At 67.0% G+C, this 19,969-nt stretch carries 12 protein-coding genes; 3 read left to right on the top strand and 9 right to left on the bottom strand.

Annotated elements, in window-relative coordinates; genetic code table 11:
* The first annotated feature begins 228 nt into the window (after positions 1–228).
* Positions 229–3,678: a transcription-repair coupling factor gene (gene mfd / locus ACT7B3_RS10955; protein ID WP_445157965.1), complete on the top strand. Its 3,450-nt coding sequence runs from the start codon at positions 229–231 to the stop codon at positions 3,676–3,678.
* A gap of 176 nt (positions 3,679–3,854) precedes the next feature.
* A complete protein-coding gene (locus ACT7B3_RS10960; RefSeq protein WP_445157966.1) occupies positions 3,855–4,910 on the top strand; it encodes a L,D-transpeptidase family protein in 1,056 nt (351 codons plus the stop codon).
* Between the two features lie 99 nt (positions 4,911–5,009).
* Here ACT7B3_RS10960 and ACT7B3_RS10965 read toward each other — a convergent pair whose 3' ends face one another.
* Both ACT7B3_RS10965 and ACT7B3_RS10970 read right to left on the bottom strand, forming a co-directional pair.
* A complete protein-coding gene (locus ACT7B3_RS10965; RefSeq protein WP_444677341.1) occupies positions 5,010–5,273 on the bottom strand; it encodes an Lpp/OprI family alanine-zipper lipoprotein in 264 nt (87 codons plus the stop codon).
* Positions 5,274–5,468: 195 nt separating this feature from the next.
* Positions 5,469–6,083, bottom strand: a complete 615-nt coding sequence (locus ACT7B3_RS10970) for a L,D-transpeptidase family protein (protein ID WP_445157967.1) — start codon at positions 6,081–6,083, stop codon at positions 5,469–5,471.
* A gap of 212 nt (positions 6,084–6,295) precedes the next feature.
* On the opposite strand from ACT7B3_RS10970, the gene ACT7B3_RS10975 reads away from it, so the two are divergent.
* On the top strand, positions 6,296–8,719 hold the full coding sequence (locus ACT7B3_RS10975; protein ID WP_445157968.1) for a xylulose 5-phosphate 3-epimerase: 2,424 nt from the start codon (positions 6,296–6,298) through the stop codon (positions 8,717–8,719).
* A gap of 92 nt (positions 8,720–8,811) precedes the next feature.
* Here ACT7B3_RS10975 and ACT7B3_RS10980 read toward each other — a convergent pair whose 3' ends face one another.
* From ACT7B3_RS10980 to topA, 7 genes are all read right to left on the bottom strand, one after another.
* On the bottom strand, positions 8,812–9,243 hold the full coding sequence (locus ACT7B3_RS10980) for a hypothetical protein (protein ID WP_445157969.1): 432 nt from the start codon (positions 9,241–9,243) through the stop codon (positions 8,812–8,814).
* A gap of 9 nt (positions 9,244–9,252) precedes the next feature.
* Positions 9,253–9,717 carry a 2-hydroxyacyl-CoA dehydratase gene (locus ACT7B3_RS10985; RefSeq protein WP_445157970.1) on the bottom strand — a complete coding sequence of 155 codons (465 nt, stop codon included), beginning with the start codon at positions 9,715–9,717 and terminating at the stop codon, positions 9,253–9,255.
* A 103-nt stretch (positions 9,718–9,820) separates the two neighbouring features.
* Positions 9,821–12,991 carry an efflux RND transporter permease subunit gene (locus ACT7B3_RS10990; protein WP_445157971.1) on the bottom strand — a complete coding sequence of 1,057 codons (3,171 nt, stop codon included), beginning with the start codon at positions 12,989–12,991 and terminating at the stop codon, positions 9,821–9,823.
* The gene (locus tag ACT7B3_RS10995) at positions 12,988–14,157 is read right to left on the bottom strand and encodes an efflux RND transporter periplasmic adaptor subunit (protein WP_445157972.1); all 1,170 of its coding nucleotides are present in this window, start codon (positions 14,155–14,157) and stop codon (positions 12,988–12,990) included. Before ACT7B3_RS10995 ends, ACT7B3_RS10990 begins: the two co-directional genes overlap by 4 nt.
* On the bottom strand, positions 14,154–16,382 hold the full coding sequence (locus tag ACT7B3_RS11000; protein WP_445157973.1) for a TolC family protein: 2,229 nt from the start codon (positions 16,380–16,382) through the stop codon (positions 14,154–14,156). The genes ACT7B3_RS10995 and ACT7B3_RS11000 overlap by 4 nt, the downstream gene beginning before the upstream one ends.
* Before the next feature lie 325 nt (positions 16,383–16,707).
* Complete coding sequence (locus ACT7B3_RS11005; RefSeq protein WP_445157974.1) at positions 16,708–17,172, bottom strand: DUF6586 family protein; 465 nt, start codon at positions 17,170–17,172, stop codon at positions 16,708–16,710.
* Positions 17,169–19,796: a type I DNA topoisomerase gene (gene topA, locus ACT7B3_RS11010; RefSeq protein WP_445157975.1), complete on the bottom strand. Its 2,628-nt coding sequence runs from the start codon at positions 19,794–19,796 to the stop codon at positions 17,169–17,171. Before topA ends, ACT7B3_RS11005 begins: the two co-directional genes overlap by 4 nt.
* Between the last annotated feature and the right edge of the window lie 173 nt (positions 19,797–19,969).

The raw sequence follows: 19,969 nt of genomic DNA on the forward strand, positions 1-19,969 counted from the left end.
TCTCATGATCTGAATTCAACGGTCATTATCCCGGTCGGTTCCGGCAGGGGCAATCGCAGTATGGTCGCAGGCGATGTAAGGGGATTACAGAAATTGGGGGTTGACTACAAGCGCACAGCCAGGCTGTTATGTTCCCCTTTCTTGAAAAAAACCCACTGCGACACACGCTCGGGCAGGAGTTCCCGCGCGCCTGGACCCCGTGCGCCTAGACGAAGTCATGACGACGCCATGCCCAATTTTTCGCTGCTCGACCCTCCCCGCCCTTCCGGCGTTCGCGACACGCTCTACTGGCAGCGCCCGGCCGGCGCCGGCATCGCGCTGGCCCTGGCGCGCCTGGCCGACGACGCCCCACTGCTGATCATCACCGCCGACACGGCTGGCGCCCAGCGCCTGGAGAACGACCTCAACGCCTTCGCCCGGGTACCGGTACTGGCCTTCCCCGATTGGGAAACGCTGCCCTACGACAGTTTCTCGCCGCATCAGGAGATCATCTCGGCTCGGCTGCGTACGCTGCGCCGGCTGCAGGACGGCGAGCACGGCATCGTGCTTGTGCCGATCAATACGCTGATGCAGCGCCTGCCGCCGGTGGACTACATTGCCGGGCGCGTTCTGACGCTGGAGGTCGGCATGCGTCTCGATCGCGAGAATTTCCGCGATCGCCTGTCGCGGGCCGGCTATCGGGCCGTGGAAACGGTCTACGAGCCAGGCGAGTACGCCCTGCGCGGCGCACTGATCGACCTGTTCCCCATGGGCAGCGAAGGGCCGCTGCGCATCGACCTGTTCGACGACGAGATCGATACCCTGCGCCGCTTCGACCCTGACACCCAGCGCAGCCAGGACAAGGTCGAGCGGGTCGAACTGCTGCCGGCACATGAGTACTCCCTGGCACGCAGCGCCATCGCCTGCTTCCGCGAAGGGTTCGAGACGCTGTTCGACGTCGACCCGCGGCAGTGCCCGCTCTATGTCGACGCGCTCAAGGGCATCCCCGCCCCCGGGCTCGAGCAGTACCTGCCGCTATTCTTCGAGGAGACAGCGTCGCTGTTCGATCACCTGGCCGAAGGCACCCGGGTGGCCCTGCTACCCGGCCTGTTCGAGGCCGCCGAACACCACTGGGCCGCCATCGAAAGCCGTTACGACAACCTGCGCGTCGATCCCACGCGCCCCCTGCTTCCGCCCCAGCGCGCCTTCTTCCCGGTAGCGGACGTGTTCGCCTCGATCAAGCACTACCCGCGCATCGCCTTGATCGACGAGGAGACCCATCGCCACGCTCTGCGCCCGGCACAGCGTACGCTGCCCAGCGTGGCGATCAATGCGCGCGCCCGGCAGCCCCTGGCCGCCCTTCAGCAATTCCTCGACGCCCAGCCCAGCACCCGGGTGCTGTTCGTGGCGGAATCGCGCGGACGCCGCGAAGCCCTAGAGGAAACCCTGGCCCCGCTCAACCTCGAACTGGCCTATGTGCCCAGCTTCGAAGCCTTCCTTGAGCACGCCGCCCGCATGGCCATCACCGAGGGCGACCTTACCTCCGGGCTGTGGCTGGAGCAGCCCGATCTCGCCGTGATCAGCGAGACAGAGCTGTTCGGCGACGTGGTGCGCCAGAGCCGCCGCCGTGAAAAGGCCACCGACATGGGCGAGCTGGCCATTCGCCACCTCGCCGAGCTGCGCCCCGGCGCGCCGGTGGTCCACCAGACCCATGGCGTGGGGCGCTACCGTGGCTTGGAGCGGCTCGAGGCCGGTGGCCAGGCGGCCGAGTTCGTGGCGCTGGAGTACGCCGACGGCGCCAAGCTCTACGTACCGGTCGACAACCTGCAGCTGATCTCCCGCTACGCCGGCGCCGACGATGAGCTGGCACCGCTGCATCGACTGGGATCCGACCAGTGGGACAAGGCACGCCGCAAGGCCGCCGAAAAGATCCGCGACACCGCCGCCGAGCTGCTCGACGTCTACGCCCGCCGCGAAGCCAAGCCGGGCTTTGCCTGCGCGCCGCCGGACCAGGACTATGCTCGCTTCGCCGCCAGCTTCCCCTTCGAGGAGACCGCCGACCAGCGCGCCGCCATCGCTGCGGTCATCGACGACATGACCGCGCCGCGCCCCATGGATCGCGTGGTATGCGGCGATGTCGGCTTCGGCAAGACAGAGGTCGCCATGCGCGCCGCCTTCCTCGCCGTGCACTCGGGGCGTCAGGTGGTAGTGCTGGTGCCCACCACCCTGCTCGCCCGCCAGCACTACGAGAACTTCCGCGACCGCTTCGCCGATACCGCGGTACAGATCGAGCTGGTCTCGCGCTTCACCGCCGGAAAGGGCCAGGCGGCCTCGCTCAAGCGCATCGAGAGCGGCCAGGCCGATATCGTGATCGGTACCCACAAGCTGCTGTCGAAGTCGATGAAGCTGCCCAGCATGGGCCTTCTGATCATCGACGAGGAACACCGCTTCGGCGTCGCCCAGAAGGAGCGGCTCAAGGAGCTGCGCGCCGAGATCGACATCCTGACCCTCACCGCAACGCCGATCCCGCGTACCCTCAACATGGCCATGAGCGGCATCCGCGACCTCTCGATCATCGCCACGCCGCCGGCACGCCGGCTGTCGGTAAAGACCTTCGTGCAGCAGCGCGACGAATCGATCATCAAGGAAGCCATCCTGCGCGAGATTCTGCGCGGCGGCCAGGTCTACTACCTGCATAACGAGGTCAAGACCATCGAGACCGCGGCCGAGACGATCCGCACCCTGGTGCCGGAGGCGCGCGTGGCGGTGGCCCACGGCCAGCTGCCGGAACGAGCACTGGAACGGGTGATGTCCGACTTCTATCACAAGCGTTACAACGTGCTGGTGTGCTCCACCATCATCGAGACCGGCATCGACGTGCCCAGCGCCAACACCATCATCATCGAGCGGGCCGACAAGTTTGGCCTGGCCCAGCTACACCAGCTGCGCGGCCGCGTGGGGCGCAGCCACCATCAGGCCTACGCCTACCTGCTCGCCCCACCACCGCGAGTGATGAGCAAGGATGCCGTCAAGCGCCTGGAGGCCATCGCAGCCGCAGACGACCTCGGCGCCGGCTTCACCCTGGCCAGCCACGACATGGAGATCCGCGGCGCCGGCGAACTGCTCGGCGAGGAGCAGAGCGGCCAGATGGAGGCCATCGGCTATACCCTCTACATGGAAATGCTCGACCGCGCCGTGGCCGCCATTCGTGCCGGCAAGACCCCCAACATCGAAACCCCGCTGAACGAAGGGGTCGAGGTCAGCCTCAACCTGCCGGCCCTGATCCCAGACGACTACCTGCCCGATGTGCAGCAGCGCCTGGTGATGTACAAGCGCATTGCCAGCGCCGCCGACGAAGCCGAGCTCAAGGAGCTGCAGGTGGAGATGATCGACCGCTTCGGCCTGCTGCCGGGGCCGGTCAAGACCCTGATACGCCAGACGCGACTGCGCCAGCGCGCCGAGCGGCTGGGCATCGCCCGTCTGGAGGCCGGCCCGGCCAAGGGCCGTGTCATCTTCGCCCCGCAGACCAGCGTCGACCCTCTCACGCTGGTCTCACTGATCCAGCGCCAATCGCAGCGCTATCGCCTCGACGGCAGCGACACCCTGCGCTTCGAGGCCGACATGGAACGCCCCGAGTCGCGCTTCGAGGCGGTGGAAGGCCTCCTCGACGAACTCAACCGCAAGCAGCACGCCGCCTAGGCGACATCATCACCGGGCGACGGTAAAGACTCCCCCCGCCGCCCGGAACGCTATAATATCGGCAGGTGTCTCAACCGCAGCCTGGACACTTAACGCGCCTCTCCCAAGGAGCGGCGCATGACCGTCTTCGACGCCACATCGCCGTCGAGGACTCTCATGATGGGTACAAGACGTAGATGAACATCCCTACACTGGCCAAGCGATATGGTTATGGTGCCGCCCTGCTCGGTCTCGCCGCTCTGCTGGCGACTTCCGCGATCGCCGAGGAGAGGCAGCTGCCCCGCGGCCATTTCTTCCTTCCCGAAGAAGGCAACGTCATCGGTGAGATCTATACCACCACCGTGGAAGAAGGCGACACCCTGATCGACATCGGGCGCCGTCATAACGCCGGCTATGAAGAGATGCGCATGGCCAACCCCGATGTGAGCATCTGGGCGCCCCGCCCCGGTACCGAGGTGGTGATCCCGGCCAAGCACATCCTGCCGGATGCGCCGCGCGAAGGCATCGTGGTCAACCTTTCCGAACTGCGCCTCTACTACTACTCCCGGCCCGGCATCGTCGAGACCTACCCGATCAGCATCGGTCGCGACGGCTTCGCCACCCCGGTAGGCGTGACCCGCACCACCATCAAGGTGAAGGATCCGCACTGGTCGCCGCCCCGCTCCATGCGCGAGGAAGCCGCCGCCCGCGGCGAGCCGCCGCCCGCGGTGGTACCGCCTGGTCCCGACAACCCGCTGGGCCGTCATGCGATCCTGCTCGGCCTGCCAAGCTACCTGATCCACGGCACCAACAGGCCCGAAGGCGTCGGCATGCGCGCCAGTCGCGGCTGCATCCGCATGTACCCCGAGGATATCGAGTCGCTCTACGAGCGCGTGCCGAGCGGCACCCAGGTCAACATCATCGACCAGCCGTTCAAGGCCGCCTGGTCGGCCGACGGCATCCTCTATGCCCAATCTTTCCCTCAGTTGGAGGAGAACCAGGGCAACTTCGAACCGATCATCAACGCCATGGAAGTGGTGGCCAGCACCTTCGGAGAGACGCATCCGCCGATCGACTACGCCCAGCTACGTCGCGTGGTCGAGCAGCCCAACGGCATGCTGGTGTCGCTGCTGCAGGTTGCCGAGGAAGAGACCGCACCAGCGGCCGAGCCCCAGCTAGAAGGCCTGTTCAATGAACTGGAGATCAGCCAGCACCATGGGCTGTTCTCCGAGCTGGAAGTCAGCCAGCTGTAGAAACGGCACCGCCCGAAACGAGAAAACCCCGCCAAGGCGGGGTTTTCTCTTTCTGCAGTACCGCCACTGCCTGGGGCAGCGCCGGCGCCACAAGCAGAATTACTTCTGCATGGAGCGCTGGAACATGCGGTTCATTTCGTCACGGTTCTGCTCGGACATCTGCAGAGCCGCCTGGGCGTCACGCTGCGCCTGGTTGGCAGTGTTCTGAGCCTGAGTGGCGATGCTGCGAGCTTCTGCAGCGTCGGCCTGGGCAGATTCAGCAGTCTGACGGACTTCGTCCAGAGCAGCGTTGCTGGCACAACCGGCCAGGATGGCCAGAGAAGCAGCGGCGGCGGTCAGCTTCAGGGTGGTCTTCAGAGTCATGGTGTTCTCCTTGAGTCTTCCTTGGTACTGCACATGGTTAAGTACAGCGGCGTTAATGAAGCCTGAGCTTACAGGCTATCCTGCAGAGTGCAGGATTCTTGCAGCGTATGCTGCCAAGCACAGGAATCAAACGCTGTTTTATAATACCCAACGGCGCTTGTCCATAGCTCGAAATGTCCCTTGCGTATCTTGAGCCTAGCGGATGACGACGCGAGTGCCAATGTCGATCAGCTCGGTGAGCCTCTCGATCTGCGTGTCGGTCACCGCTACACACCCTTGGGTCCAGTGGTAGCTGGCATGCACCGCGGGGTCCCCCTTACCGACCCCATGGATCCCGATGAAGCCCCCCAGCACGGTCTGCTGCGGCGGGTACCCATGGCGCCGATAATAGGCGAAATAATCTGCGTAATCTCGCTCGGTGTAAAGCCCTGATTCCAGGGCCATGCGCGCGTGCGATGGCGTAGGATAATCCAGGCCGATGAAGATGTGCCAGTCGCTCGCCATATTGAAGCGATTGACGCGAAACTCCCCTTTTGGCGTCACGTTTCCGCCTTGAACCCGTTCAAGGCTGGCCCCCGAGCGACCCAGCGAAATGGGGAAGAAGCGCTCGACAAGCAGGTTGCCTCGGTAGACGCTCAGGGAAGCGTCGCGGTCCTCCACCAGCACCCAGAGTTCGTCATCGTGACGAGGCAGGTGGGCCCTGGAGAGCACGGTCTCGATCAGATTCGCCTGCGCCTTGCCACCCGCCAGCAGCAGCAGGGGCGCAGCCAGGGCGAGTTGACCAAAGCGGCGTCGTGAAACGGGTTTCATCGGCACCTCGCTCGGTGAGAGACGAACAGCTGACATCAGGGCGCTTTATATCCTATCCACCCGTGGCTGTCAGTCGAAATACTAGCGCAGCTGAACACAACGTGGCACTCCCGGACCTGCCATGACCAGCATCAATGGCCTTCGCCACTGAAAACGCTAATCTTAAAGCTGGTTTCGCCACCCGGTTTGCGTTGGATCAAGGAGCACGCCTCATGGCTTTACCCCGCGGTAATGACATTCCTCACCGTTCAGCGCAGCACCCTGCCGGAGAGCGGGATCCCGATTTCACCGCCTGGGCCAAGGGCTATGGCCAAGTCGTGCACAGCCCCGTGACCCAGGCCGCCATCGCCGGCCTGCTCGAGCGGCATGCCTCGTCCGCGGCCGCCCGGAAGCGCTGGCTGGCCAAGCTGCATGCCGCCGATCGGCTGACCAACATGGGCATGTGGCTGGTGGCGCACATGACCTATGCGCAGCGGGTCCGCCTGGATGGCGCCGCACTGGCCCAGGCTGACTTCAAGCCCACGCCGGAAGGCCACACTGGCGGTGCGCTCAACATGGTACCTGCCTACGTCGGCTACCTGCTGGCCAACAGCCTGACCGAGATGACGCGCAGCTGGCTAATGGGGCAAGGGCACTGCGTGGCCGCCATCGACGCCACCAACGTGCTGGTAGACAACATGACGCCTGCCCATGCCGAGCGCTACGGCCTCGACGAGGCGGGCCTGACCCGCCTGGTGAACGATTTCTATCATTGCGGCGTGGGCCCTAGCGGCCAGCCGCTCTCGCCGCTGGGCAGCCATGTCAATGCCCATACCGCCGGCGGCCTGAGCGAGGGCGGCTACCTCGGCTTCGCCGGACTGCAATACGGGCACATGCCGCTGCCCGGCCAGCGGCTGGTGGCGTTCCTGAGCGACGGCGCCTTCGAAGAGCAGCGCGGCAGCGACTGGATGCCGCGCTGGTGGCGCGCCGAGGACAGCGGCCCCGTGGTGCCCATCATGATCGCCAACGGGCGAAGGATCGATCAGCGCACCACCATGAGCCAGGCCGGGGGCACCCACTGGTTCGAAGAACACCTCATCCTCAACGGCTTCGCCCCCTTGACCATCGACGGCCGTGATCCGGCAGCCTTTGCCTGGGCCATCATCAGCGCAGAGGAAGAGCTGGCGGCGCAAGCCGAGGCGGTGCGCGAGGGCCATGGGCACTACCCGCTGCGCCTGCCCTACGTGATTGCCGAGACCGTCAAGGGCTACGGCTTCCCCGGCGCCGGCACCAATGCCGCCCACAACCTGCCACTGGGACAGAACCCGGCCGATGACGCCGCTGCCCGCAAGCGCTTCAACGCCGGAGCCGCCGCGCTGTTCGTGCCCACCGATGAGCTTCGCGCGGCGCTGGCCGAGCTGAACGACCATGCCCTGAGCGGCCGGCCCAAGGAGCGAGAGCATCCCCTGGCCGTCGCCTCGGTGGCCCTGCCCGTCCTGCCGACGCCCGGCGACTACGCCATCGGGGAGACGCTCTCCCCCATGGCCGCCATCGATTCGCTGTTCTGCCAGCTGGTGGAGGCCAACCCGCAGCTGCGCGTGCGCGTGGGCAACCCCGACGAGATGCGCAGCAACCGACTGAATCGCACCCTCGATCGGCTCAAGCACCGCGTCACCGACCCGGAGCCCGAGGTAGCGGAAGCCCTCGACGGGGCGGTGATCACTGCCTTGAACGAAGAAGCCGTGGTCAGCGCCGCCCTGGCCAACAAGCAGGGCCTGAACCTGGTGGCTTCCTATGAGGCCTTCGCGGTCAAAATGCTGGGCGCCATGCGCCAGGAGATCCTCTTCGCCCGCCACCAGCGCGAGGCCGGCAGCGAACCTGGCTGGCTCTCGGTGCCGGTACTGGCAAGTTCCCATACCTGGGAAAACGGCAAGAACGAGCAGTCCCACCAGGACCCCACCCTGTGCGAAGCCTGGCTAGGCGAGATGGACGATGTGGCGCCCACCCTGTTCCCGGTGGATGCGCCCAGCGCCTGCCAGGCGCTGCTGTCGCTCTACCGTAGCCGCGGCAGAGTCGGTGTCATGGTGGTGCCCAAGAACGCCCTGCCCGTGGTTCTCGACGCGGCGCAGGCTCAGGCACTGGCCGATGACGGTATCCTCTGTCTCACTGCGTCCGGCCAGGCCGCGGTACAGCTGTTTGCCGTAGGCGCCTACCAGCTAGTGGAAATGCAAAAAGCCTTGCAACGCCTGCAGCGCGCCAATGTCGCCGCCAGCCTGTTCGTCATTCAGGAGCCCGGCAAGCTGCGCCTGGCCCGTGATGAGCGCGAAGCCGAGGTCACCCTCAGCCAGTGCCGCCTAAGCGCCTTGGTACCGTCGGTAGGCCCGCGGGTCTTTCTCAGCCACTGCCGTCCGGAGGCGCTGATCGGCGTACTGCGAGCGCTCGATAGCGGCGAACAGTCGCGCTTCCTCGGCTACCGCAACCGCGGCGGCACCCTGGACACCTTCGGCATGCTGTTCGCCAATCGTGCGACCTGGGCCCACGTGCTGGAAGCCGTAAGTGAAGTGGCCGGGGTCGACCTCGATAGCCTGCTCGACGAGGCGGAGCAGCAGGCGCTGTGCGGGGAGGGCGACCCGAACCTCCTGCGCCGGCACGCTTGACGTCCTCCTCCAACTTACGCCAGGCGCCGTGAAACGACGGCGCCCCGCAGGACAGACCTGCGGGGCGCCGTTGGCCAGGCGGGAGAATAAGGCTACGCCTGTCGCTCCACGGTGAAGATGCTCTGCAGCTTGTGCTTCTTGCCGTAGATGTGCACCGTCGTCTCATCGAACGGGAAGTGGTCGCGGTACTCGCTGGCGTTGTTGAAACGTGGCTTATGGGCATTGATCATCGCCGCCGCGAGACGCTCGCGGTTGGCATGCCCGGAGAGACCCACGGCATACCAGAGCTCCTCGCCGGGCTGCAAGAAGGCCTGCCACCTGTCGTGATCCTGATGATGTTCAAGCCCGTAGCGGGCGCTGCGATGCTCACCGACATAGAGCAGCTCTTGGACATCCATGTCGTCGGTTTCCGGATCCTTGGCTGCACGAAAGACACAATAGATGCCCGATTCATCCGGTGCATCGTGCAACTGGTCGCGGGTCCAGTAGCCCAGCATCTTGGGTGAGAGAAGTTGTTCCGACATGGTGCCTCCTTAATAATCTTCGAGACGCTGCATATCGCGGGCGATGCGTCGCACCTCGGCCTCGTGACCGGCCGACAGCGACTCGAAGAAGGCCCTTTCGTCGTTGCCGCCAGCGGTCTCGGCCCGGTGCGCGTACATGTCCTGCAAGGTGCGATGAGCCGTCAGCGCCATGGCCAGCACGCTCTGCACACTCTCACCATCGACATCTTTCGGCAAACGTTCAAGTACCGGCGCATGCGGGAAGTCGTTAGGGTCGTCGAACCAGGTCGTCAGTACCGCGGTGTGGTCGCTGCCGTCGTCGAGGTAGCCCAGCAGGTCTCCCTGGAGCTTGCGCTCACGCTCGGCCAGGTAGTCGAGGGCCATCCTCACCCTGTCGTTGACGCCGCTCTGCGCCATGCGAGCATACTCCTCGGCCAGGCGCGCATGGTAGTCCGCCGCCCAGTCAACCAGTTCCTTCACTTGATGAAAGCGCATCGCCTCTTCCCCCATGGTCATGCCCGGTTTGTGTCACCGGTTGCTTCTTTCATCCTAGCCAAAGCCCTTGCCAGGTACTTGATGCATATCAACTCTAGGCGATCTATACAGTCTCCGTGTGCCCAGGCTGCGCCTGGCTGAACGGAACCCGCATCAATAGCGAATAGAGCACCGGCACCACGCACAGCGTGATCAGCGAGGCGGCCAGCAGGCCGAAGATGATAGCGATGGCCATGGGCGCCCACAGCAGCCCACCGCCCAGCCACAGCGGCAGCAGCCCCCCGCTGGTGGTCAGCGTCGACATCACCACCGGGCGCAGGCGGCGCTGGCCGGCTTCGAGAATCGCCTGCTGAGGCGTGCGGCCCTCGCGGATCTCCAGGTCGATACGATCGACGAGCACGATGGCGTTGTTGATCACGATGCCCGCCAGCGAGACCACCCCAAGGAAGGTCATGATGCCGAAGTGCGAGCCGGTGACGAGCAGGCCGAAGATCACCCCGATCAGCGACAGCGGGATGGTGGCGAGGATGATCAGCGGACGGCGCAGCGAGTTGAACTGCATCACCAGCAGCAGCAGGATCACCAGGCCGCCGATGGGCATGTTGTCGACGATCGAGCGCGTAGCGATCAGCGACGACTCCACTTCGCCGCCGAAGGCGTAACGATAGCCTTCGGGCCAGTGCGCCTGGCGCGCCTCGAGCCAGGGCTGCAGCGCGCTGGCGGCGGCCGCGGCGGTTACCCCCTCGACCAGCTCCGCTTCCACGCTGATGGTGCGATAGCGATCCCTTCGCAGGATCCGCGCCGGGCCCCACTCGAGCACGACTTCAGCCACCTGCGCCAGGGGCACGCCCTCGCCGCCGCCGGCCGGCATTACCGTCAGGCCCTCCAGTGCCTCCAGGCTGCGCTGCTCGCCGCCCTGCTGGCGCAGCTGGATCGGCACCAGCGCATCGCCATCGCGGAATACGCCGACGGAGTAGCCCGACAGCGCCGCCTGAAGGCTCAGCGCCACGTCGCGTTCAGTGATGCCCGCACGCAGGGCTCGCGCCGGGTCGACCTCGATGCGTAGCCGCTTGATCCACTCGCCCCAGTCGTCGCGCACGTTGCGCGTGCCCGCCAGCGCGGCGGTCTGCTCACGCACCTCCGCGGCGATTTCGCGCAGCACGTGCTCGTCATGGCCGGAGAGGCGTATCGCCAACGGCACGGTGACCGGCGGTCCGAAGCTGGTCGCCTCCACGCTGGCATTCAGGTCGGGAAAGGTATCACCGAGCCAGGCGTCTAGCTTGGCAATCACGCCGTTGACCGCCTGCCAGCGGTTGGCCTGCAGCAGCAGGAAGGCATATTCCGGGCTAGGTGGCTCCGGCGCGTGGTTGATGATATAGCGCTCGCCGCCGAAGCCGATGAAGCTGCCCCAGTGGGTGATGCCGTCACGAACCCAGGCACCGCTGGTATCCTGCTCGGCCATCAACTGTGCCTGCAGGTAGGCCTCGATCGCCTCGACCGTCTCCCGGGTGCGTTCGATGGGCGCGGAATAGGGCAGCCTCAACTCGACCGTGACGATGGTGCGCTCCGCCTGGGGAAAGAAGATCTTCGGCAGCTGCCCGAAGCCGACGAAGGCCAGGCCGAGCAGGCCCAGGGCCACCAGCAGGGTCAGCGCCCGCTGCCGCAGCAGCAGGAGCAGCAGCCGCCGATAACGGGCGTAGACCGCGGCGCCCAGCCGCTCGCTGCGCGACGTCGCGGGCTTCGCCTCTTCGGATGACGCCTGCGGCGCAGCGGGAGAATCGGGGCAGGCCTTGGCGGCCGGGTGCGCCTTGATGAAGGCCACGCACAGCAGCGGAATCATGGTCAGCGACAGCAGCCACGAAGAAAGCAGCGTGATGGTGACCACCTGGAACAGCGAGCGGGTGTACTCCCCCACGTCCGACACGGCGAGAAACTGCGGCAGGAAGGCCGCCGCGGTGGTCAGCGAGGCGGTCAGCAGGGGGAAGCGCAGCTGCCGGGCGCTTTCCAGCGCCGCCTCGCGCACGCTCTTGCCCTCGCGCACCGAGACTTGGATCGACTCGACCATCACGATGGCGTTGTCGACCAGCATGCCCAGCGCGATGATCAGCGCGCCGAGCGACACCTGGTGCAGGCCGATGTCGAATAACCCCATGAAGGCCAGACAGGCCAGGATCGAGGCCGGTACCAGGCTGGCCACGATCAGCCCGGTACGCAGGCCGAGGAACAGCAGCATCACCACGCAGACCAGCACCACCGCCTGCAGCAGATTGACCAGAAATTCGTTGATGCGGGCGTTGACGCGCTCCGGCTGGTTGGCCAGTACCTCGACCTCCAGCCCGATCGGTAAACGCTGCTCGAGCCGCTTGAGGGTCGCCTGCACCTGCTCGCCCAGGTCGAGGATGTTGCCACCCTCGCGCATGGCCACGCCCAGCGCCAGGCCCTGCACGCCGCTGGCATGATAGCGGGTCATCGGCGGGTCGGCGTAACCGTGGCGTACGTCCAGCAGCGAGCCCAGCGGCACCAACGCCCCATCGGGCAGCGGTACCAGCACTGTCCGGATATCTTCAAGCCGCTCGAAGTTGCCGGTCGGCTCCAGCACCATGCGCTCATGGTCGGTGCGCACCGCGCCGCCCGGCAGCACGATGTTGCGCGCCGCCAGCAGCTCCGCCAGGCCGTGCGGAGACACACCCAGCTCCGCCAGGCGCGCCTCGCTGTAGTCGAGGAAGATGCGCTCCTCGGCATAGCCGTGGATGGATACCTTGGCCACGTCCGCCAGGCGCAGCAGGCGATCGCGCACGTCGTCGGCCACCTCCTTGAGCTCGGCCTGGGAGTAGCCCTCGCCGGTCAGCGACAGCAGGATCCCAAACACGTCGCCAAACTCGTCGTTGATGATCGGCGCCAGCGCCTCGCTCGGCAGCGCCTGCCGCTTGTCGTTGATCTTGCGCCGCAGCTTCTCCCAGCCGGCCTGCACGTCGCGCACGTCCGGCCTCAGCTCCACGCGGATGATCGACACCCCGGCCCGCGACGTGCTCTCCACATAGTCGAGCTCGGGCATCTCCATGATCGCGGTTTCGAGCGGGTCGGTGATCAGCTGTTCGACCCGCTCCGGCGTGGCGCCCGGCATGTAGGTGACCACCTGCGCCACGCGCACGGTGACGGCCGGGTCCTCGGCGCGGGAAATGCTGAAATAGCTGAGGAAGGCACCCAGCATCACCACCATCAGCCCGGCGATGGTGAACCGGTTGTAGCGCAGCGCGGCTTCGGTCAGGGTCACGGCGAATTCTCCCTCGGAACGTCTTGCAACCGCACCCGCTGGCCTTCCTGGATACGGCTCATTCCGGCAATCACCAGCGCCATGCCGGCCACCAGGCCCTGGCTGACCTGGAGCGTATCACCGTGACGTTCGCCGAGCGTGACATCGACGCGGCGAATGACGGCCTCGCGGCCGTTGCCGTTGGGCACCTCCGCCGTGGGCTCGGCAACGAAGACGAAGGTGCCGCGCGCGTCACGCTGCACCGCCAGCATGGGCACCCAGATCGCCGCCTCGGCCGCGCGCTGCCTGGGCAGACTCAGTTCCGCCGCCATGCCAGGGCGCAGCGAGGCAAGCTCCGCCTCCCCCAGCCCCTCCAGCGACACACGCAGCGGCCAGGTCGCCTGGCGGGAGTCCACCGGTACGCCGATTTCACGGACGCGCCCGGTCAGTTCCAACGCATGCAGCGGTAGGCGTACCGTCACCTCATCGCCCGGCGCCAGGCGATCGAGCATGTCTTCCGATAAAGATGCCCGTACCTCCAGGCCCTCACCGCAGGCGAGTACCAGCAGTGGCTGTCCTGCCGCCAGGTTCTCGCCGCTCTCCGCCAGGCGCTGGGCCACGCGGCACGCTCCCGGCGACTCCAGCTGCGCGAAGTCGAGCTGGCGCTGTGCCAACGCCAGCGCATCGCCAGCACTGCGGCGCTGCGAACGGGCGGCCTCGACCTGGGCACGGGCGGCATCGAGCTCGCGTGCCGCCACACTGCCGGCCTCGTAGAGCCGCCGGGCGCGTTGCCACTCCGACTCGGCGTTGGCGGCACCCGCTTCGGCCGCAGCCAGCGCCGCCGCCGCGCGGTCGCGCTGCAAGACCAGATCGGCAGCATCCAGGCTGGCCAAGCGCTGCCCCGGTGACACCAGGTCGCCGGTGACCACGTGCAGCGCATCCAGGCGCCCAGCCACGCGGAAGCTGACGCGGCGGTTGGCCATCGCCTCAAGCCGCCCTGGGATCTCACGCTGCACCTGCATCACGCTCTCCTCCACTAACAGCGTGCGCACCGGGCGCAGCGGCTCCTCCTCGACCGGCGGTGCCTCGCAGCCGGAGAGCCACGGCAGCCACGCCAGCAGGAACACCCAGCGCCAGCGGCGATGCCGAGGAAGAGGCAGCGACGGTTGTCTCGATATGCAGCTCATGGCGCCGACTCCTGTTTTCCGGTAAGAGGCAGGACGCCGACATGGCCGACCAGTCGCTCGCGGTCCTGCGCATCGAGCGGCCCGGGCACCACGCCCAGCCCGCGCTGCAGGTGGACCAAGGCCTGCAGGTACTGCCAGCGCGCCTCGACCGCAGCCAGCCCCGCCTGGCGCGCCAGGGTACGGGCGTCGAGCAGCGCGACCTGCTCCAGGCTGCCTTGGCGCCAGGCGGTCTCGGCCAACGCCAACGCTTCGTCGGCGTGGGCCTGCGCCTCGGCGCGCAGACCAATGCGCCGCCAGGCCGCTGCAAGCTCCACCGTGGCGGCACGCAGGCGAGTTTCCAGCCCCTGGCGCGCCCCGGCATCCTCAAGCCGCAGCTGCTCCAGCTGTGCCGCACTGCGATCGCGGGCAATGCTGCGCCGCCCACCCGCATAGAGCGGCAGGCGGGCCGACAGCCCCAGGCTCCATTCGTCGCGCCCCGTCTCGGGGAAGCGCACCCCCTGTTGCTCCAGCATGGCAACCCCCTGCTGCAACTGCGGCCCGCCGCCCGCTTCCCAGGGAGCCTTGTCACCCTCGCCGCCGCGGCCAATCTCGGTGGTGTAGCGCGCCTCAAGCCCGAGCTCGGGCAGCCAGAGGGCGCGCCTGCGCGACTCGAGCTCGCGCGAGGCCGCCTCGCGCAGGTGGCCTAGGGCAGCAAGCTCATGGGATTGCGCCAGCGCCGTCGCCAGCAGCGCCTCCTGCCAGGCGACCAGGCTAGCCTGGCTCTCCACTACGCGCAGAAAGCGGGTATCGCTGCCCAGCCATTCGGGCCGGTCGAGCTGAGGCGGGTGCGGCACCAAGGGCGCCATGGCATCGCGACCCAGGCCGCGATTGAGCGCCAGGCGCAGCTGCGCCTGGTCGGCGGCGACCTGTTCCAACCGCTCGCGAGCCTGGGCCAGCTCGGCCTCGAAGCGCACCAGCTCACCGCGCCCGACCGCTCCGATCGCCTGGCGGCGTGCCGCGTGGTCGCGCTGAGCGCGGGCCAGCTCGAGGTCGGCGTCGAGCACCTGCCGCTGGGCGTCGAGCCGCAGCAGCAGCAGGAAGTCACTGGCCACCGCGAGCGCTAGGTCGAGGGTCTCAGCTTCCAATTCCTGGCGGCGGGCAAGGTGAAGGCTGGCGTTGATGGCCACGGCGGCCATGGCCGGCTCGGAGAAGATCAGCTGCTCCAGCACGGCGCCGGCCGTGGCCCGCCGCTGCGGCGACTGACCAAGCGCGGCACGCGCCCGCTCCTCGTCGATCAGGCGCCCCGTCGCTTCCAGGTAAAGATTGGGGCGCCAGCGTGACGCCGCCTGGTCCCGCTCGAAAGCATTCACTTCGACCGCCTGGCGCGACGCGGCCAGGCCGAGGTTGTCGGCCAACGCCAGCGCCACGGCCTGGTCGAGGGCCATATCGCCCGCCGTTGCCGCCCGCGCCTCGTCGACCAGCCGGGCATGGCTGAGCAGATCGAAGGGAGGGTTCCAGCCGAGCACTGCCGCAGTAGACAGGTTGAGCCAGGCGCGCCCCAGCGTGGGCCGCGCCTCCATCGGCTCGGGGGCTCGCCCTGCCAGCACGTCGTCCAGGCGCAGTGCCAGCTGGCGGTGAAAGGTGTCGACATCCAGCGCGTTCGGTAGCGACAGCAAGGCACCACGCTCCACCTGTCCGGCATCGGTTAGCGCCAGGGCGGCGATGCGCGCCTCGCTGAGCATCCGAAACAGACGGCGCTGGGCCTCGTCGTCGTGCAACGGCAGCGCCAGGACCAGCACCGCCTCGAGCCCGGCCAGGCGTGACGGCAAAGGCATCTCGCCAGCATCGAGCGTGACCGTGGTCAGCCGCAGTCCCTGGCGGGTGGCCGCCTCCTGCAGCACCTCGCTCAGCGTTTCGGCGGCGGGGCTGGGGCCCAGCACCGCCACCTGGCGGGCCTCGGCCAGGGCAGCGTGGCGCAGCGGATCGTCGGCAAGAATCAGGCGCGGTTCGTCCAGACGCACCCAGCCGGGCAGATTAACGCCTTGGCCGCGCGGGGCTGCCAGAAGGCGCGGCGCCTCGCGGCCAGGGGCCAGGCGCTGCAGCTCGCGCCCCAGCGGGACAAAGTCGGCCTGGCCGCCAGGCAGCAGCGTGGGGTCAAGCGACAGACTGGCCGACCAGGCGGCGGGAACCAGCGCGACTGTCACCGCCACGGCGATGAGCGATCGCCGCCATGCGTTGTGATTCATGGGTTTGCCGTATCAGCGAAGCGGGGGATGTTGCGCGAGTGTAAACAACTGTTTAAAAAAAACCAGCGACAAAGCGCCACTGCAGCCGTCAGCCAGGTCGTCGATGAGCGGCATAGCGGCGCGATAGCAAGAGTGAGAAGCGGTAACAGGAGCCTGACTCAGGAGGCTTTAACACGGGTGCTGTCACACGAGAACAGTACAGCTACGAAGCGCATCGGCCGTTGCGGGCAGCCGGCTCATGAGGGGGTAGGCCAGCCTGGAGAGGGAAAGCCAAGGGAACGAAGGTAAAAGACCGGCGCCAGCCTGGGCCGCGCCGGTCAGCAGGCTACCACTCGGCGCTGGTTTCCCGCAGCGCCTGGATTTCCCGCTTGGCTTCCAGCACGCAGGTGCGCAGCTCGTCGCCAAAAGCCGCGGCGCTGCCGACGGCGATCAGCCCTGGCGTCGCGCTGCTGGTACGGCGCGCCACGCCCTGGGGCTCGTGCAGCGCCTGGATACGCCCTACCAGCCAGCCGAGCCAGCTCTCCGGCCGGGCCGCCAGCTCGCGCAGCCGCTGCAGCTCGGCCACCGGCGCCCCCTGGGCGGCGAGGAGTTCGCGCCAGTCGTGGCGCTCCAGCCGCGCATGCTCGGTGACTTCGCGCAGCAGCGACTCCAGCGCCAACTCGATCAGGGCGAGCGCCCCTTCTTCGGCGGCCATGCGCCGCGCCTGGGCGTGCTCGTCGCTGCCAGGCGCCACGTCCAGCAGCAGCTCGGCCTGGTAGAGCAGCTGATTGGTGCGGGATCTCGGGTTCACTTGCGCTTATCCTCCACCTGCCACCTGCCATTGTCGTAGACCGCTTTCCAGCCGGTGGCCTTGCCCTCTTCCTCGGTCATCACGAACTGCTCTTTCGCCTTGCGCGAGAAGCGGATCTGCGCCGGTCGGCCATCCGGGTCGCGCTCCGGGGCGGTGAGCAGGAAGTGATACTTCTCCGGCAGCGCCTCGGCGTGGGGCTTGAGCTCCGCCACCAGCGGCGGGCGCGTCTCGCGGTTGCGCGGAAACTTGCTCGCCGCCAGGAACAGGCCGCTGGCACCGTCGCGCAGCACATAGTGATCGTCGACCTTCTGGCAGGCCAGCTCGGGCATCGGGATAGGGTCCATCTTCGGCGGGGCCACCTCACCGCTGCGCAGCAGCTTGCGGGTGTTCTTGCACGCCTCGTTGGTGCAGCCGAAGTACTTGCCAAAGCGCCCAGACTTGAGCTGCATCTCGCTGCCGCACTTGTCGCACTCGATGGTCGGCCCCTCGTAGCCCTTGAGGCGAAACTTGCCGTGCTCGATCTCGTAGCCGTCGCAGTCGGGGCTGTTGCCACAGATGTGCAGCTTACGCTTGTCGTCGATCAAGTAGCTGTCCATCGCCGTGCCGCACTTGCCGCAGCGCAGCTTGGCCCGCAGCGCCTGGGTCTCGGCCTCTTCGCCGGCATCGGCGGGTACCGCCTCATCGCCGGGCAGCAGGTCGATGGTGGTCTTGCAGCGCTCCTTGGGCGGCAGGTTATAGCCGGAACAGCCCAGGAACACCCCGGTGGAGGCCGTGCGGATCTGCATCTTGCGCCCGCAGCTGGGGCAGTCGATGTCGGTGGGCACCGGCTGGTTGGGACGCATGCCCGACTCGCTCTCCGCCGATTCCAGCTCCTGGCGGAACTCGGCGTAGAAGGCGTCGAGCAGTTCGCGCCAGTTGCGCTCGCCCTCGGCCACTTCATCGAGGCTGTCTTCCATGCGCGCCGTGAAGGAGTAGTCCATCAGGTCGGGGAAGGACTCCTTGAGCCGCTCGGTGACGATGTCGCCCAGTTTCTCGGCATAGAAGCGCCGGCTCTCCAGCTTGACGTAGCCGCGGTCCTGGATGGTCGAGATGATCGAGGCGTAGGTCGAGGGGCGACCGATGCCGCGCTTCTCCAGCTCCTTGACCAGGCTCGCCTCGGTGTAGCGCGGCGCCGGCTTAGTGAAATGCTGCTGGGGATCGAGCGAGGCCAACTTCATGGGAGTGCCTTCAGGAATGTCCGGCAGCGCCTGGTCCTCGTTCTTGCCGGCCGGCTTCATGACGCGGGTGTAGCCGTCGAACTTGAGCACCCGCCCCTTGGCCTTCAGCTCGTAGCCATCGGCTTCGACCGTGAGATTACTGGAGAGGTATTCGGCCGGGGTCATCTGGCAGGCCACGAACTGGCGCCAGATCAGCTCGTAGAGCCGTTCGGCGTCGCGCTCCATGCCCGCTAGGTCGGCGGCGCGGCGATTCACGTCGGACGGACGGATCGCCTCATGGGCCTCCTGGGCACCCTCCTTGCTCGAATAGCGGTTCGGCGATTCGGGCAGGTAGCGCTGGCCGTACTCCTGCTCGATATGTTCGCGCGCCATGGCCACCGCATCCTGCGAGAGGTTGGTGGAGTCGGTACGCATATAGGTGATGTAGCCCGCCTCGTAGAGTCGCTGGGCCAGGGTCATGGTCTTCTTCACCGAAAAGCCCAGGCGCCCGCTGGCAGCCTGCTGCAGGGTCGAGGTGATGAAGGGCGCACCGGGCTTGGAGCGGGTGGGCTTGTCCTCGCGACCGGTGATGACCAGCGACGCCTGGCGCAGGCGTTCGATGCGCTCGAGGGTCTCGGCCTCGGAGGTCGGCCGAAACGCCTTGCCGTCCTGGCGCACCAGCTCGAAGCGAATAGCGTCGCCGGTCGAAGCGGTGAGCTCGGCGTGGACGTCCCAGAACTCCTCGGGAACGAAGGCACGGATCTCGCGTTCGCGCTCGACGATCAGGCGTACCGCCACCGACTGCACGCGGCCGGCGGACAGCCCGCGGGCGATCTTGGCCCACAGCAGCGGCGAGAGCATGAAACCGACGACGCGGTCGAGGAAGCGGCGCGCCTGCTGCGCCTCGACGCGGGGAATGTTGAGCGAGCCGGGCTCCTTGAAGGCTTCCTTGATCGCGTTCTTGGTGATCTCGTTGAACACTACGCGCCGGTAGCGCGAATCATCACCGCCGATGGTCTCCTTGAGGTGCCAGGCGATGGCCTCCCCTTCGCGGTCAAGGTCGGTGGCGAGATAGACGGTGTCGGCCTTCTCGGCGAGCTTCTGCAGCTCGGCCACCACCTTCTCCTTGCCGGGCAGGATCTCGTAGTGCGCCTTCCAGCCCTGCTCGGGATCGATGCCCATGCGCCGGATGAGCTGCTCCTTGGCCTTGTGCTTGCGATATTCGGCCTTGGCCTCGGGCGAAAGCTTGCGCGTCGCAGCAGCCTGGCGCGCGCGCTCCTTGGGGTCGGAGGCCGTCTTGCCCGAGCCGCTGGTCGGCAGGTCACGAATATGACCCACGCTCGACTTCACGATAAATTCGCTGCCGAGATACTTGTTGATCGTCTTGGCCTTGGCCGGCGACTCGACGATGACCAATGACTTGCCCATAGTGCTCCACTTTCTGCACGGCGCAGGCTTGCAACCTGCCCCTGACGGTTCCGGCCCGCCCCTGGTTGGCTCAGGCGGACGATCCTTGCGGGGTGAAAAATCCGCCTACCCTACCCCAGCGTTCTGCTTCGCGCCAGTCGCGACCGCTCAGGCTGCAGTAAAGCAGCAGTCGA

The organism is Halomonas sp. E14 (assembly GCF_052568415.1).

What these genes read in the sequence shown, in the direction of transcription:
- ACT7B3_RS11000 (WP_445157973.1), bottom strand. Translation starts at nt 16,382, where the DNA reads ATGAATCACAACGCATGGCGGCGATCGCTCATCGCCGTGGCGGTGACA.
- mfd (WP_445157965.1), top strand. Translation starts at nt 229, where the DNA reads ATGCCCAATTTTTCGCTGCTCGACCCTCCCCGCCCTTCCGGCGTTCGC.
- ACT7B3_RS10975 (WP_445157968.1), top strand. Translation starts at nt 6,296, where the DNA reads ATGGCTTTACCCCGCGGTAATGACATTCCTCACCGTTCAGCGCAGCAC.
- ACT7B3_RS10995 (WP_445157972.1), bottom strand. Translation starts at nt 14,157, where the DNA reads ATGAGCTGCATATCGAGACAACCGTCGCTGCCTCTTCCTCGGCATCGC.
- ACT7B3_RS10970 (WP_445157967.1), bottom strand. Translation starts at nt 6,083, where the DNA reads ATGAAACCCGTTTCACGACGCCGCTTTGGTCAACTCGCCCTGGCTGCG.
- ACT7B3_RS10960 (WP_445157966.1), top strand. Translation starts at nt 3,855, where the DNA reads ATGAACATCCCTACACTGGCCAAGCGATATGGTTATGGTGCCGCCCTG.
- topA (WP_445157975.1), bottom strand. Translation starts at nt 19,796, where the DNA reads ATGGGCAAGTCATTGGTCATCGTCGAGTCGCCGGCCAAGGCCAAGACG.
- ACT7B3_RS10985 (WP_445157970.1), bottom strand. Translation starts at nt 9,717, where the DNA reads ATGCGCTTTCATCAAGTGAAGGAACTGGTTGACTGGGCGGCGGACTAC.
- ACT7B3_RS10965 (WP_444677341.1), bottom strand. Translation starts at nt 5,273, where the DNA reads ATGACTCTGAAGACCACCCTGAAGCTGACCGCCGCCGCTGCTTCTCTG.
- ACT7B3_RS10980 (WP_445157969.1), bottom strand. Translation starts at nt 9,243, where the DNA reads ATGTCGGAACAACTTCTCTCACCCAAGATGCTGGGCTACTGGACCCGC.